The sequence below is a fragment of the Micromonospora sp. SYSU B005 genome, assembly GCF_055362685.1.
In genome coordinates this window covers 1-16,600 of record NZ_JAXCFU010000021.1, presented here as the reverse complement: position 1 = coordinate 16,600, position 16,600 = coordinate 1, and the positions used below count along the sequence as shown (strand labels likewise).

The following is a 16,600-nucleotide window of genomic DNA, read 5'->3' as shown; positions in this document are numbered from 1 at the left end:
GCCCACCGGACGGACGTCCTCGGGGGATAACCCGAGTGAGTTCGAGGCCCAGCGTGACATGGCTACGGCACGGCATCGATACGGTGCCGTAGCCATGCCGGGACAACCGCTAGGAGCGGCGCCGTAGCCAGAAGAACCCGAACGCGGTCAGCAGTAAAGACAGTCCGAGGAACATCGACAGTTCGATCCACTGGAACGTCCAGTATCGGTAGCCCGGCTGGTAGGTGTAGTCGAAGTGCAGGTTCTGCGCGGCCGTGCAGGCATCGCTGGCCTCCCGGTCGTCCGCGATCAGGCAGGCCTTCGCGTCCTCACCGCGGTACGGCGTGCCGTCCGCCTTGTACAGCGGTGACGAGAACTCGAGAGCCCAGCTTCCGTTGGCCGTGTATCCCTGGATGTCGAAGGTGTTGTCCTGCTTCAGATTCATCCCGACGCCGCTGTTGAGCACGTTGGCGTCGACGGCCACGGTGTCGGTGACCGGGGGCATCAGATTCTGCCGGATGGCGGTCGGGACCACCAACTGGAGCCCGGCGAAGACGACCAGGGTGATCGCCATGGCCGGTAGGGTGCGCTTGACGATCATGCCGACCACGGTTCCGAGCACGAAGGCGAACAGCGCGTACCCGATCGGTACGATGTTGCGGGAGCCGAAGCTCAGCGCCGCGAACCGCTCACCGATCACCTGGTCGTACCGGCTTGCGCTCCACGTCAGGAGCAGGCTGAACAGCCCGGCCACCGCCGCGCTGGCCAGGCCGATCACGGAGAGCTTGACGGCCAACCACTTGGTACGGGTGACGCTCTGGTTCCACACCAGCCGATCGGTGCGCTGCTCCAGCTCCTGGGTCACCAGCGGAGCGCCCCAGAAGATCCCGATCAGGCCGGGTACGGCGATGAGCAGCACCACCATGACCGAGATCGCGTCGTCGTAGGTGGCCCGCAGGTCCAGCCGTGCGAGGTAGCACGCCTGATCCGCGCAGGTGGCGATCCTCGTGTCGTAGAAGCTGCGGATCTCGCTACCCAGGTAGACCAGGTAGAGCGCGAGGAGCGCGAGCGCCCCCGCAGCCACCAGCATCTGAGCGCGGAACTGCCGCCATGTCAGCCAGATCATCGGTCTGCTCCCGTCATGGCTCGGGTCGGTCCGACCGGGCCGGTCGTGGTGGCCCGGGTCAGGTAGGCGAGGGTCATGTCCTCGAGATCCACGGCCTCCGCCCCGGCCACCGGCGAGGTGGACCGGACGATCATCGACGACTCGCCGCGACTGTTCTCGGCGTGGATCAGCTCGGCGCCGGCCGGCAGATGGTAGGGAGTGCCCGCCCGGCTGGTGATCCGGTAATGGACGGCGAGCAGGTCCGACACGTCACCGGAGATGAGCACCCGGCCGTTGGCCAGCACGATCAGGTGATCGCAGACCTGCTCCAGGTCGCCGAGCAGGTGCGACGAGAGGATGACGCTCACCTCGAGCTCGTCGACGAAGTCGAGCAGGTCCCGCATGAACCCGCGCCGCGCCAGCGGGTCGAGCGCCGCTACCGGCTCGTCGAGGACGAGCAGCTCGCCCCGTTTGGCCGCAGCGACGGTCAGCGCGAGCTGGGCCCGCTGACCGCCGGAGAGCGAACCGGCCTTCTGCGTGAGGTCGAGCCCACGCTCGCGGACCCGCCGCTCGGCGAACCCCTGATCCCACTTCGGGTTCAGCCGCGCACCGAGCTTGAGGTGGTCGGCGACGGTCAGCCGGCTGTAGACCGGCGCGTCCTGAGCGACGAAGCCGACCCTGGCTAGCTGTTCCGCGCTGACCGCCGGCCGGTGACCGAGCACCTCGATGCTCCCGCTGGTCGGCGCGATCATTCCGGACACCAGCCCGAGAAGGGTCGACTTGCCGGCGCCGTTGGGACCGACCAGACCGACGATCCGTCCGTCCGGAATCGCCAGCGTGCAGTCGTCGAGCGCGAGGTGGCGGCGGTAGCGCTTACTGAGAGATTCAGTATGGATGGCCAGGGTCATCACGTCCTCCTGCCTTCTTTCTGGGACTCTTGCTGTCAGTGAGAATTTGTAGACGGTGGGCGGTCACAGCACGGTCCGTGCCGTTGTGACCGGCTTGTGACAGGACTCTTATTAGCGTCAGTTCGGAACCGTCGTCGACAGATGAGTCACACAGACAGGAAGGCGTGTGATGCGGGTACTCGTGGTTGAAGATCAGCCGGACCTGGCCGACTCGGTCGCCCGGGTGCTGCGGCGCGAGGGGATGGCCGTCGATGTCGCATACGACGGCGGGTCGGCGCTGGAGCGAGCCACGGTGGTCCCGTACGACGTGATCGTCCTCGACCGTGACCTGCCCGTCGTGCACGGCGACGACGTGTGCCGCACGTTGGTCAGCCAGGGATCACTGAGCCGGGTGCTGATGCTGACCGCCTCGGGCACCATCGCGAACCGGGTGGAGGGACTGGGCATCGGCGCCGACGACTACCTTCCCAAACCTTTCGCGTACGCGGAACTGGTGGCCCGGATCCGGGCGGTGGCCCGGCGTTCGCAGCCCGCGACGCCACCTGTGCTGGAGCACGGCGACCTGCGCCTCGACCCGGCGCAGCGCACCGCCACCCGGGCCGGGGCCCGGCTCAACTTGAGTCCTAAGGAGTTCGCTGTGCTGGAATATCTGCTGACCTGCGGCAGCCGGGTGGTGTCCGCCGAGGAGTTGCTCGACCGCGTCTGGGACGAGGCGACCGATCCCTTCACCACCACGGTGAAGGCCACCGTGAACCGGCTGCGGACCAAGCTCGGCGATCCGCCGTTGATCGAGACGGTGCCCCGCGCGGGATACCGGGTCTGATCATGCGACTCGGACGACACCCTCTCCGCCTGCGGCTGACGCTGCTGTACGTCTTGGTCTCCATCATGTCGAGCACCGTCCTGCTGCTGATCATGTGGGCGCTGGCCAAGAGCCTCAACTCCGTGGCGCCACCACCGCTTTCGTCCGGCCCGATGTCCGGTCCGCCGTCGCCCGTCCCCGCCGACGACGGCACGCTGCCCGCGATCGACGCGCCCGACGCCGCCGGAAGCGGGCTGCTCCAGCCGCTGATCGCGCTGGCCATCATGGCATTGATCTCACTGTTCCTCGGCTGGCTGATCGCCGGCCGCGTGTTGCGCCCGGTGCTGACGATGACCGAGCGCCTGCGCCAGATCTCCGATCGCAACGTGCACGAGCGGCTGGCCCTGCCCGGCCCCCGCAACGAGCTGAAGGACCTGGCCGACACCGTCGACGGCCTGCTCGGCCGGTTGGAAACCGCGCTCGACGCCCATAAGGGCTTCGTCGCCAACGCCGCCCATGAGATGCGCACCCCGCTGACCGTGGAGCGGGCGCTGCTGGAGGAGCCGCTGATAGATCCGGGCGCCAGCCTGGAATCGTTCCGGCACAACTTCGAGCGCCTCCTGGTGATCAGCGAACAGCGCGCCCAGCTCCTCGAGTCGCTGCTCACCCTCTCCAGCAGCGAGCAGGGCCGGACCACGGACGAGACGGTCGACCTGACCGGGCTGGTCGAGCAGGCGCTGCGCGAGCGGGCGCCAGAGGCCGCACGGCGCGGCGTGCAGGTGGTGACCTCGCTGCGACCGGCATCCGTGCCGGGGGATCCGGTGCTGCTCGGCCGGTTGCTGGTCAACCTCTGCGACAACGCCATCCACCACAACGTGCCCGGCGGCACGGTGGAGGTCAGCGTGCACCGGAAGATCGGCCGGGTGGTGCTCACCGTGGCTAACACCGGCGAGGTCATCTCCGCGGATCAGGTGGACCGTCTCTTCGAGCCGTTCCAGCGGTTGCGCCGCACGGCCGACGATGGGCATCACGGACTCGGGCTGCCCATTGTTCGCGCGATCGCCCGGGCGCACGGCGCGAAGCTCACCGCGCACCCGCAGCCGCACGGCGGCCTCGTCATCGAGGTGGTGTTCTCGATGGTGGGCGCCGACGAGCTGGTGACGGCCGAACAGCACGCCCTCGCCCCGCCGCCGGCCTGAATAGCGTAAACCGCGGGACCGGAAATGTTCGACTGTGTCGACGCTACGGTTGGACACCCGCTGTTTGATTGCCGCACCGCGACCGGCATTGCCTCCATCGGCACCTTCTGTGACGCTGACGCTGCGTAGGAAAGCCCCGCGTAGTCCCGTGTTCGGGAGGCATAATGGCGGCACGGCAGATCGCGTTCATCGAGCTATACACGAGCGAACTCAAAATCGCAGTCGATTATCTCGGATCCGCGCTCGGCTTCACCCGGGTAGCGGAGTCCGCCGACGACGAGTCCCGCTCGGTCGTGCTCCGCCAGGGGCGGTTGCAGATCGTGGTCACCGCCGGCGCGCAGGCGGCGCGGTTCCTCGACGCGCACGGCGACGGCGTCGCCGACATCGCGTTCGGCTGCGACGACGTCACGGCCGCCCAGGCCCAGGCGGTCGGGGCAGGCGCCGCCGACCTCGGGACGGTGCGGGGCAACCCGGTCGTCGGCGGATTCGGGCCGGTCCGCCACACGCTCGTGCCGGCGAGTGCGCAGGTGCTGCTGCCCGCCGGCCGCACCTGGACACCGCTGGCAGACGACATCGCGTGCGAGCAGCGGATCCGCCTGCTCGACCACGTCGCGATCTGTCTCGAGGCCGGCACGCTGGAGCAGTACGCCGACTTCTACACCGACGCCTTCGGCCTGGACCGGTACTCGTCGGAGTTCGTCGACGTGGGCGGGAGCTCGATGGACTCGATCGTGGTCCGCAGCAGCTCGGACGACATCACGTTCACCCTGGTGGCACCGGGCTCGGCGACCGGCTCGGGTCAGCTCAACGCGTTCCTGCACCGCAACGGCGGACCGGGCGTGCAACACCTCGCGCTGCTCGTCGACGACATCGTCGCGGCGGTGTCCGAAGCCACCGACCGGGGCGTCGCGTTCCTGCAGACGCCGGGGGCCTACTACGAGTCGCTCGCCGAACGGTTCCCGGACCGATCCGCGATGATCGAGGGTCTGCGGACGAGCAACGTGCTGGCCGACCGCGACGAGTGGGGCTATCTGCTGCAGTTGTTCACCCGGTCCCCGTACCCGCGGAACACCCTGTTCTACGAGCTCATCCAGCGTCGCGGCGCCCGCGGCTTCGGCAGCGCCAACATCCGCGCGCTCTACGAGGCCGTCGAGCGGGACCGGCTCACCGCCGGCTGACCCAGGTGCGACACGTTCGCTGCGCCGTGGAGGCACGACCTCCGCGGCGCAATTTATTGCCCTGTCCAACCAGGCCCTGTCCGGCGGTTGAACAGCACGGTTGAACAGCGTTGGCGCACCGTTCGACTGCTTCCTTGTTGAACCGCCAGCAATGGGTTGGACTTCGCCCGCGGCGACAAGCTCTTAGGGGAGATCCGTTGATGATTCGGTTGTCTTATGCTCAGCGGCGGCTGTGGTTCCTCAGCCAAATGGAAGGCCCGAATCCGACGTACAACAGCGGCGTCACGGTACGGCTGACCGGCACCCTCGACGTCGCCGCCCTGAGCGCCGCGCTGCGCGACGTGCTCGGCCGCCACGAGTCGCTGCGTACGGTGTTCGACACCGTGGACGGTGAGCCGTTCCAGCGCATCGTCGACGCCGCCGGGTGGCGCCTCGAGGTCGTCCGGCTGGCCGCCGCGGACGTCGACGACGCGATCGCGCGCGCGGAGGCGCACGCCTTCGACCTGGCCACCGAGATCCCCGTACGGGCCTGGCTGCTCGAGACCGCCGCGGACCAGCACGTGCTCGTGCTGGTCGTGCACCACATCGCCACGGACGCGTGGTCGCAGGCGCTGATGTGGCGGGACATCTCGACGGCGTACGCGGCCCGGCTGCGCGGTGAGGCCCCGGCGTGGGCGGCGTTGCCGGTGCAGTACGCCGACTACGCGCTCTGGCAGCAGGAACTGCTCGGCGCGGAGTCCGACCCGAAGAGCCTGTTGTCGAAGCAGGTCGCTTACTGGCGGCAGGCGCTCGCCGGGGCACCGGAGGAGCTCGCGCTGCCGGTCGATCGCCCGCGGCCCACGGTGGCCTCGCACCGCGGCCATCTGGTGCCGTTGCAGGTGCCCGCCGAGGTGCACCAGCGGCTGGCCGACCTGGCGCAGGCCGAAGGCGTGACCCCGTTCATGGTGCTCCAGGCCGCGCTGGCGGTGCTGTTGTCGCGGATCGGCGCGGGCACCGACGTGCCGATCGGCTTCCCAGTCGCCGGCCGCAACGACGAGGCCCTCGACGACCTGGTCGGGTTCTTCGTCAACACCCTGGTCGTGCGCACCGACCTGGCCGGCGATCCGACGTTCACCGAGGTGCTGCGACGGGTGCGGCAGGCGAGCCTCGGGGCACTGGCGCACCAGGACGTGCCGTTCGAGCGCCTGGTCGAGGAGCTGGCCCCTACCCGATCGCTGGCCCGCCACCCGCTGTTCCAGGTGTCGCTGACGCTGCGGAACACCGGCGACGGCGCGCTGGAGTTCCCGGACGTACGGGCCGAGATCGTTCCCAAGGTCACCCCGATGGCCAAGTTCGACCTCGAAGTGAAGATGGTCGAGGTGTTCGCTGCCCAGGGCCGCCCCGCCGGGCTGCAGGGCGTGCTCGTGGTGGCCGCGGACCTGTTCGACGAGGACACCGCCCAGCGCTTCGCCGGCTGGCTGGACCGGGTGCTGGCGACCGTCACGGCGACCCCGCGGGTGCGGCTGTCCGCCGTGGACCTGCTGGACGCCGACCAGCGCGAGCTCCTGGCCGCCTGGAACGGCACCGCGGTGCCGGCGCTGCCCGCGTTGCTGCCGGCGCGGTTCGCCGAGCAGGTTGCGCGGACGCCCGACGCGACCGCGGTGGTCGCCGGTGGCGTCGCGGTGTCCTACCGGGAGCTGGATGCGGTGGCCGACCGGTGGGCGCGGGCGCTGACCAGCCGCGGGATCGGTGCCGAGTCGGTGGTGGCGCTGTGCCTGCCCGGCGGCCTCGACACGATCACCGCGATCCTGGCGGCGTGGAAGGCGGGCGCCGCCTACCTGCCGATCGACCTGCGGATGCCGGCACAGCGGGTGCAGTTCATGCTGGCCGACGCGGGCGCCGGCGTGGTGCTGGCCCGGCGGGACGCGTTGGCGGACGCCGCCGACGGCGTGGCCGACGTGCTGGCGGCGGTGCCGGTGCTGTGGTTGGACGAGCCGCTGCCGTCGGGCGACGCCGCGCCCGGGCCGGCGGTGCTGCCGGCCGGGTTGGCGTACGTGATCTACACGTCGGGTTCGACTGGTGTGCCGAAGGGTGTGGCCGTTACGCATGACTCGCTGGCGAACTACGTGGCCTCGGTGGCGCCGCGGCTGGGCTGGGGCGTTGTGGGCGCTCGGTATGCGCTGTTGCAGCCGCAGGTGACGGATTTGGGTAACACGACGGTGTTCGTCAGCCTGGTTACCGGTGGGCAGTTGCACGTGTTGGACCCGGACGTCGTGATGGATCCGGAGGCGGTCGCTGGTTATGTGGCCGGCGAGCGGATCGATTTTGTGAAGGCGGTGCCGTCGCACCTGGCCGTTCTGGCTGCGGGGGCGGGCATGGGCGAGGTGCTGCCGGCCGGCTCGGTGGTGCTCGGTGGCGAGGCCGCTGCCGCCGAGTGGGTGGCGGATCTGGTGGTCGCGGCCGGCGACCGGCCGGTGTTCAACCACTACGGCCCTACTGAGACCACCATCGGTGTGGCGACGGCCAGGCTGTCGGCGGGCGGGGTCGTGCCGGTCGGCACGCCGATCGCCAACACGCGGCTCTACATCCTGGACGACGCCCTGGCGCCGGTGCCGCCGGGCGTGGCCGGCGAACTCTATGTGGCGGGCGCGGGCGTGGCCCGGGGCTACATCGGCCGAGCCGGGCTGACGGCGCAGCGCTTCGTGGCGTGCCCGTTCGGCGGTGGGCGGATGTTCCGCACCGGTGACCTGGCCCGCTGGACGGCCGACGGCCAGGTGGTCTTCCTCGGCCGGGCCGATGAGCAGGTCAAGATCCGCGGGTTCCGGGTCGAGTTGGGCGAGATCGAGGCAGTGCTGACCAGCCACCCGGGGGTGACCCAGGCGGCGGTGCTGGCGCGCGAGGACATCCCGGGGGACACGCGGCTGATCGCCTATGTGGTCGGGACCGAGACGGCTGGACTGCGCGAGTACGCCGCGCGGCGGCTGCCCGAGTACATGGTGCCGTCCGCGGTGGTGACGCTCGACCGGCTGCCGCTGACCGGCAACGGGAAACTCGACCGGCGGGCGTTGCCGGCGCCGGAGTTCGAGACGGGCGCGGGCCGTGAGCCGGCCACCGTGCAGGAAGAGCTCCTGTGCGCGGTGTTCGCCCAGGTGCTCGGCCTGGACCGGGTGGGCGTCGACGACGACTTCTTCGGGCTGGGCGGGCACTCCCTGCTCGGCGTGCGGCTGATGTCGCGGGTGCGGGCGGTGCTGGGCGTCGAACTGCCGTTGCGGGTGCTGTTCGAGGCGCCGACCGTGGCGGGCCTGGCGGCGTGGCTGGCCGGTGGCGGTGGGGGCCGGACGCGGACGGCGTTGCGGGCCGTGCCGCGTACGGCGCGCCTGCCCTTGTCCTTCGCGCAGCAGCGACTGTGGTTCCTCGGCCAGCTCGAAGGGCCCAGCGCGCTCTACAACATCCCCGTGGTGATCCGGCTGGACGCCGACGTCGACGTGCCCGCGCTGGACGCCGCGCTGCGCGACGTGATCGGCCGGCACGAGTCGCTGCGGACGGTGTTCGCGGTCGCCGACGGCCAGCCGTACCAGAAGATCCTGGACCCGGCCGGGCTCGACTGGGCGCTGCAGGTGCGGCCGGTCGCGCCGGACAGGCTGTCCGAGGCGGTGGCCGAGGCGAGCCGGTATGTGTTCGATCTGGCCGTCGAGGTGCCGATCCGGGCGTGGCTGTTCGAACCGTCCGTTCTCGTGCTGGTGGTGCACCACATCGCCAGTGACGGCTGGTCCCGGGAACCGCTCAGCCGGGACCTGTCCACCGCGTACGAGGCACGGCGGCGCGGCGCGGCGCCGGTCTGGGACGCGCTGCCCGTGCAGTACGCGGACTACGTCGTATGGCAGCGCGAACTGCTGGGCTCGGATACGGACCCGGACAGCCTGCTGTCGACCCAGATGGCGTACTGGCGGCAGACGCTCGCCGGGGCCCCGGAGGAACTGGCGCTGCCCGCCGACCGCCCGCGTCCGCCGGTGGCCACCCACCAGGGACACCAGGTGCCGGTGCAGATCCCGGCCGACGTGCACCGGCGGCTCGCCGAGCTGGCCCGGGCCGAGGGCGTCACGACCTTCATGGTGCTCCAGGCCGCGCTCGCTGTGCTGCTGTCCCGGCTGGGCGCGGGCACCGACATCCCGATCGGCTTCCCGGTCGCCGGGCGCCACGACGAGGCCCTGGACGACCTGGTCGGGTTCTTCGTCAACACCCTCGTCATCCGCACCGACCTGTCGGGTGACCCGACGTTCGCCGAGGTGCTGGGCCGGGTGCGGCAGGCCGGGCTGGGCGCGCTGGAGCATCAGGACGTGCCGTTCGAGCGGCTGGTCGAAGAGCTGGCTCCGGTACGGTCGATGGCCCGGCACCCGCTGTTCCAGGTCATGCTCACCGTGCAGAACGTGCGGCGCGGCGCGGCGGAGCTCGCGCAGGTCGACGGAGTGGACACGCCGGCGCGGTTCGACCTCGGGGTGACGGTGGCGGAGGTCTTCGACGCGCAGGGCCGCCCGGCCGGGTTGCGGGGCGTCGTGATCGCGTCGGCGGACCTCTTCGACGAGTCGACGGCGCAGCGGATCGCCGGGTGGTTCGGGCGGGTGCTTGCGACGGTGACCGCGGGTGCTGAGGTGCGCCTGCATGACGTCTCGCTGCTCGAGGCGTCGCAGCGGGAGCAGCTTCTGTTCGGTGGGAATGACACAGCGGCTGATCTTGCGGGGGAGACGTTTCCGGCGGTTTTCGAGGCGCGGGTGGGTGTATCGCCGGACGCGGTGGCGTTGGTCGCCGGTGACGAGGTCTTGAGTTATGCGGAGTTGAATGCGCGGGCGAACAGGTTGGCGCGGCGTTTCGTGGAGTGGGGTGTCGGTCCGGAGCGGGTGGTCGCTCTGGTGTTGCCGCGATCGGTGCAGGTCGTGGTGGCGATGTTGGCGGTGTGGAAGGCCGGCGGTGTTTATGTTCCGGTGGATCCGGGATTGCCGGCGGCTCGGATCGATTTCCTGGTGGCTGACTCGGGCGCGGTTCTGACGGTCACCGAGTCGAGTGGCGTTTTTGAAGGTCTCGAGGGTGTTGACGGTTCGGATCTGCCTGCTGTTGGTGGGGGGGACAGTGCCGCCTACGTGCTCTACACCTCTGGTACTACGGGGACGCCGAAGGGTGTGGCGGTCACCCATCGGGGTCTGGTGAACCTGGTCGCGTGGACGGGACTTCACGCGGATGACCGGATGTTGCAGCGGACGGCGTTGAGTTTCGACGCTGCGGTGTGGGAGTTGTTCTCGCCGTTGGTGTCTGGGGCGGCGGTGGTGTTGGCGCCGGCCGGCGTGGATCGGGATCCGGGCGGGCTGTTGCGGGTGGTGGCGCAGCAACGGGTCACGGTGCTGCAGGTGGTGCCAACACTGTTGCAGTTGCTGGTGGAGGAGCCGGGTTGGGTTGACTGTGGCGCGCTGCGGTTGGTGGTCAGTGGTGGCGAGCCGTTGTCGGCTGAGCTGGCGGATCGGCTGCCGGTGCCGGCGTGGAACGTTTACGGCCCGACCGAGTGCACGGTCGATGTGGCCGCGCACGTACTGGATCCGACGCGGCCGGCTGGTGGTGCGGTGCCGATCGGTGGCCCGATCTCCAATACGTGTCTGTATGTGCTGGACGACTATCTGCAGCCTGTCCCGATGGGTGTGGCCGGTGAGTTGTATGTCGCTGGTGCGGGGGTCGCGCGTGGCTACGTGGGCCGGAGCGGATTGACGGCGTCGCGGTTCGTGGCGTCACCGTTCGTCGCTGGTGAGCGGATGTACCGGACCGGGGATCTGGTCAAGCGGTTGCCGTGCGGGCAGTTGGTGTTCGTGGGCCGGGCCGACGAGCAGGTGAAGATTCGTGGTTTCCGGATCGAGCCGGGCGAAGTCGCGTCGGTGTTGTTGCAGCATCCGGGGGTGGCGCAGGCCGCAGTCATCGTGCGGGAGGACACGCCGGGTGACAAGCGGCTGGTCGCGTACGTGGTGGGGGTGGACGGCGCCGGGTTGCGGGAGTTCGTCGGGCAGCGGCTGCCGGAGTACATGGTGCCGTCCGCGGTGGTGGTCCTGGACCGGTTGCCGTTGACGGTCAACGGCAAGTTGGACCGGCGGGCGCTGCCGGCGCCGGACTACGAAGCCGGTTCGGATCGCGGTCCGGTGTCGGTGCGGGAGGAGATCCTGTGCGGGATCTTCGCGCAGGTTCTCGGGGTCACTTCGGTCGGTGTCGCGGACGACTTCTTCGCGTTGGGCGGGCATTCCCTGCTCGCGGTGCGGCTGGTGTCGCGGGTGCGCACCGTGTTGGGTGTCGAGGTGCCGCTGCGGGTGCTGTTCGAGGCGCCGACCGTGGCCGGCCTGGCGTCCTGGCTGAACGAGTCTGGTGGGGCCGCGGCCCGGCCGGTATTGCGGGCGGGGTCGCGTACGGCGCACACGCCCTTGTCCTTCGCGCAGCAGCGCCTGTGGTTCCTGAGCCAACTCGAAGGCCCGAGCCCGCTCTACAACCTGCCGTTCGTGGTGCGGCTGGACGACAGCCTGGACGTCGACGCGCTGGACGCGGCGTTGCTCGATGTGATCGGCCGGCACGAGTCACTGCGAACCCTGTTGGCGGTCGCGGACGGGCAGCCGTACCAGGAGATCCTCGATGTCGACGCGGTGGGCTCGGTCCTACGGGTCGAGTCGGTGCCCGCGCACGAGCTGGAGCAGGCGGTCGCGCAGGCGGCGCGGTACCCGTTCGACCTCGCTGGCGAGATGCCGATCCGGGCGTGGCTGTTCGAGTCCTCCGTCCTGGTTCTGGTCGTGCACCACACCGCGAGTGACGGCTGGTCGACCGCTCCGCTCGGCCGAGATCTGGCGGCGGCGTACGAGGCACGGCTGCGCGGTGAGGCGCCGGTGTGGGAGCCGCTGCCGGTGCAGTACGCGGATTACGCGCTGTGGCAGCGCGAACTTCTCGGCTCCGAGTCGGACCCGCAGAGCCTGCTGTCGACGCAGGTCGAGTACTGGCGGCAGGCGTTGGCGGGGGCGCCGGAGGAGCTGACCCTGCCGGTGGACCGGTCGCGTCCGGCGGTGGCCAGCCGTCAGGGACATCGGGTGCCGTTGCAGGTGCCGGCCGAGGTGCACCAGCGTCTCGCGGAGCTGGCCCGGGCCGAGGGCGTGACGCCGTTCATGGTGTTGCAGGGGGCGCTGGCGGTGCTGTTGTCGCGCCTGGGCGCGGGCACCGACATCCCGATCGGTTTCCCGGTCGCCGGGCGCAATGACGAGGCGTTGGACGACCTGGTCGGGTTCTTCGTGAACACCCTGGTGCTGCGGACGGACCTGTCGGGCGATCCGACGTTCGCCGAGGTGCTGGGTCGCGTGCGGCAGGGCAGCCTGGACGCCCTGGACCATCAGGACGTTCCGTTCGAGCGGCTGGTCGAGGAGCTGGCCCCGGCCCGCTCGATGGCCCGGCACCCGCTGTTCCAGGTGATGCTGACCCTGCAGAACCTCGAGCGCGGCATCGCGGGCCTTCCGGTGGTCGACGGTGGGCCGGCGCTCTCCGATGCGGCGGTCATGTCGCGGTTCGACCTCGAGGTCTCCGCAGTCGAGGCGTTCGACGTGCAGGGCCGGCCCGCCGGGCTCAGCGGCGCGATCACAGCGTCGACAGACCTGTTCGACGAGGCGACCGTGCAGCGGATCGCCGGCTGGTTCGTGCGGGTGCTGACCACCGTCTCGTCCGCCGCACAGGCGCCGTTGCACGCGATCGAACTGCTGGACGCCGGCCAGCGCCAGCAGGTGCTGAACGCGTGGAACGACACCGCCGCCGAGACCACCGACGCCACCGTGGTCGAGCTCTTCGACCAGCAGGTCGCGGCGGCGCCGGATGGGATCGCGGTGATCGCCGACGGGGTCGAGGTCTCCTACCGCGAGCTGGACGCGGCGGCGAGCCGACTGGCGCAGCGCCTGATCGATCTCGGGACGGGCCCGGAGTCAGTGGTCGGGCTGCGGCTCCCGCGGGGCGCGCAGATGATCACCGCGATTGTGGCGGTGTGGAAAGCAGGCGCCGCCTACCTGCCGATCGATGCGCAGCTTCCGGCCGAGCGGGTCGAGTTCATGCTGGCCGACGCCGGCGTGAGCGTGGTGCTTGATGACGTCGCCACGGAGCAGCCGGACGTTGCCGTGCCACTGGTGGCCCCGGTTCCGTCCTCGTTGGCGTACGTGATCTACACATCGGGTTCGACCGGTACCCCGAAGGGCGTCGCCGTCTCGCACGGCTCGTTGACGAACCTGGTGTCGGTCTTCGGGCCGATGCTCGGCGCCGCGCCCGGCGTGGAGATGCTGCAGTTCGCGTCGTTCAGCTTCGACGCCTCGGTGCTGGACGTGGCGGTGGCGCTGTCGCACGGCGCAACCCTGGTGATCGCCGGCACCGAGCAGCGCCAACAGCCGAAATTGCTGCGGTCGCTGACCGGGCTCAAGGCCGCGAGCGTCGTGCCGTCGCTGCTCGAGGTATTGGAACCCGAGGATCTGGCCCCGGTGCAGGCATTGGTGGTCGGCTCGGAAGCGGTGAGCGAGGCGGTGGCCCGCGCCTGGTCGCCGGGCCGCCGCATGGTCCACGCCTACGGCCCGACGGAGACCACGGTCATCGTCGTCACCCACGACGTGGACGGCCGGCCGGGCCCGCTGCCCATCGGCGGCCCGATCGCGAACACGCGCCTGTACGTGCTGGACGACGCCCTCTCCCCGGTGCCGCCGGGCGTGGTCGGCGAGCTGTACATCGCGGGATCTGCGCTGGCACGCGGCTATGTGGGCCAGCCCGGACTGACCGCGTCGCGCTTTGTGGCGTGCCCCTTCGGGTCGGGACGGATGTACCGCACCGGCGACCTCGTGAAGTGGACCGCGGACGGGCAGCTGATGTTCGTGGGCCGCGCCGACCAGCAGGTCAAGATCCGCGGCTTCCGGATCGAGCCCGGCGAGATCGAGGCGGTCCTGCAGACCGATCCGCTGGTGGGCCAGGTGGCGGTGGTCGTGCGCGAGGACACCCCCGGCGACCGGCGATTGGTGGCGTACGTCGTACCGGCCGCCGACGCCGCCCCGGAAGGTCTGCTCGAGTTGGCCGCGCAGCGGCTGCCCGAATACATGGTGCCGTCCGCCGTGGTGATCCTCGACCGGTTGCCGCTGACCGCCAACGACAAGCTGGACCGGCGCGCGCTCCCGGCACCGGACTACACCACGGGATCCGGCCGGCGCCCGGCCACCGCGCGCGACGAGATCTTGTGCGGGGTGGTCGCGGAGGTGCTCGGCCTCGACCGGGTGGGCATCGACGACGACTTCTTCCGGTTGGGCGGGCACTCCTTGCTGGCGGTGCGGCTCACGTCGCGGGTGCGTGCGGTGCTCGGCGTCGAGCTGCCGCTGCGGGTGCTGTTCGAGACGCCCACGGTCGCCGGCATCTCCGCGTGGCTGAGCGCCGGTCACACCGGCCCGGCACGACCGCCGATGCGGGCCGTCGAGCGGCCCGCGCGGCCGGTGCTGTCGTACGCGCAGCAGCGGCTCTGGTTCCTCGGCCAGCTCTCCGGGCCGAGCCCGCTCTACAACATCCCGGCCGTGATCCGGCTCGGCGCCGGGCTCGACGTGGCCGCGCTGGACGCCGCGCTGCGGGACGTGATCGGCCGCCACGAGTCGCTGCGGACGGTCTTCCCGGTGGCCGACGGTCAGCCGTACCAGCACATTGTCGACGCCGGGCAGGTGGAACCGGTCCTTCACGTCTACGACGTGCCGGCCGCCGAGCTGGACCAGGCGGTCGCCGAGGCAACCCGGTACGCCTTCGACCTGGCCACCGAGGTGCCGATCCGGGCGTGGCTGTTCCGGACCGGCGCCGACGAGCCCTCCGCTCTCGTGCTGGTGATCCACCACATCTCCGGCGACGGCTGGTCGACGGCTCCGCTCGGCCGGGACCTCTCAGCGGCGTACGAGGCGCGGCTGCGCGGCGAGGCGCCGGTGTGGGAACCGTTGCCGGTGCAGTACGCGGACTACGCGGTGTGGCAGCGCGAACTTCTCGGCTCCGAGTCGGACCCGCAGAGCCTGCTGTCGACCCAGGTCGGCTACTGGCGGGAGACACTGGCCGGCGCACCCGAGGAGCTGACCCTGCCGGTCGACCGCTCGCGTCCAGCGGTGGCCACGCATCGGGGCCACCAGGTGCCGTTGCAGGTGCCGGCCGCGCTGCACCAGCGTCTCACCGACCTGGCCCGGGCCGAGGGCGTGACGCCGTTCATGGTCCTGCAGGGCGCGTTCGCCGTGCTGTTGTCGCGCTTGGGCGCGGGCACCGACATCCCGATCGGTTTCCCGGTCGCCGGGCGCAATGACGAGGCGTTGGACGACCTGGTCGGGTTCTTCGTCAACACCTTGGTGTTGCGGACGGACTTGTCGGGTGATCCGACCTTCGCCGAGGTGCTCCGCCGGGTTCGGCAGGGCAGTCTGGACGCCCTGGACCATCAGGACGTTCCGTTCGAGCGGCTGGTCGAGGAGTTGGCCCCGGCCCGTTCGATGGCCCGGCATCCGCTGTTCCAGGTGATGCTGACCCTGCAGAACATCGAGCGCGGCACGGTCAGCCTCCCGCACGCCGACACCGGACATCAGCCGGACCGGGCGGGACAGGCAACGGCCCGGTTCGACCTGGAGGTCTCGGCGGTCGAGGCGTTCGACGCGCAGGGCCGGCCCGCCGGGCTGAACGGCACGGTGGTCGCGTCGGCGGATTTGTTCGATGAGTCGACGGTGCAGCGGATCGCTGGGTGGTTTGTGCGGGTGTTGACGGCGGTCACCACGACCGCTCAGGCGCGCCTGCACGCGATTGATTTGCTGGATGTGGGGCAGCGTGAGCAGGTGCTGTTCGGGTGGAATGACACTGCTGCTGTTGTCGCCGATGTGACGGTGGTGGATCTGTTCGCCCGGCAGGTCGTGGCGGTTCCGGATGCGGTTGCGGTGGTTGCGGGCGGGGTTGCGGTTTCGTATCGGGAGTTGGATGCGGCGGCGAGTCGGTTGGCGCGTCATCTGGTGGGTTGGGGGGTTGGCGCGGAGTCGGTGGTCGGGTTGTGCCTGCCGCGTGGCGTGGAGATGGTCATTGCGATCGTGGCGGTGTGGAAGGCGGGTGGCGCCTATCTGCCGATCGATTCCGAGCTTCCGGCCGGGCGGGTTGGGTTCATGCTGGCCGACGCCGGTGTGAGCGTGGTGCTCGCCCGCCGGGGCGGCTTCTCGGCGGCGGCCGATGTGCCGGTGTTGTGGCTCGACGATGCGGCCGGTGTGCCGGTGGTGTGGGTGGACGACGCGTTGTCGCCGGCCGACGACGTTGCGATCTCCGTGGGCAAGTCGGGTCTTGCGTATGTCATTTATACGTCGGGTTCGACTGGTGCGCCGAAGGGTGTGGCGGTGGAGCACGGGTCGTTGGTGAATCTGGTGTCGGTGTTCGGGCCG

The 16,600-nt window shown here is 70.4% G+C and carries 6 protein-coding genes; 4 read left to right on the top strand and 2 right to left on the bottom strand.

What is annotated here, in order from left to right:
* Positions 1–109: 109 nt before the first annotated feature.
* Both SM452_RS28335 and SM452_RS28330 read right to left on the bottom strand, forming a co-directional pair.
* Positions 110–1,105: an ABC-2 transporter permease gene (locus SM452_RS28335; RefSeq protein ID WP_463841050.1), complete on the bottom strand. Its 996-nt coding sequence runs from the start codon at positions 1,103–1,105 to the stop codon at positions 110–112.
* Positions 1,102–1,992, bottom strand: a complete 891-nt coding sequence (locus tag SM452_RS28330) for an ABC transporter ATP-binding protein (protein WP_355511394.1) — start codon at positions 1,990–1,992, stop codon at positions 1,102–1,104. Before SM452_RS28330 ends, SM452_RS28335 begins: the two co-directional genes overlap by 4 nt.
* A gap of 169 nt (positions 1,993–2,161) precedes the next feature.
* On the opposite strand from SM452_RS28330, the gene SM452_RS28325 reads away from it, so the two are divergent.
* From SM452_RS28325 to SM452_RS28310, 4 genes are all read left to right on the top strand, one after another.
* Positions 2,162–2,815: a response regulator transcription factor gene (locus SM452_RS28325; RefSeq protein ID WP_355511392.1), complete on the top strand. Its 654-nt coding sequence runs from the start codon at positions 2,162–2,164 to the stop codon at positions 2,813–2,815.
* 65 nt (positions 2,816–2,880) lie between these two features.
* The gene (locus tag SM452_RS28320; RefSeq protein ID WP_463841049.1) at positions 2,881–3,993 is read left to right on the top strand and encodes a sensor histidine kinase; all 1,113 of its coding nucleotides are present in this window, start codon (positions 2,881–2,883) and stop codon (positions 3,991–3,993) included.
* Positions 3,994–4,157: 164 nt separating this feature from the next.
* Positions 4,158–5,171, top strand: coding sequence for a 4-hydroxyphenylpyruvate dioxygenase (gene hppD, locus SM452_RS28315; protein ID WP_355511388.1), 1,014 nt, complete (start codon positions 4,158–4,160; stop codon positions 5,169–5,171).
* A 200-nt stretch (positions 5,172–5,371) separates the two neighbouring features.
* On the top strand, positions 5,372–16,600 hold an 11,229-nt coding region (locus tag SM452_RS28310; RefSeq protein WP_463841048.1), incomplete at its 3' end, for an amino acid adenylation domain-containing protein.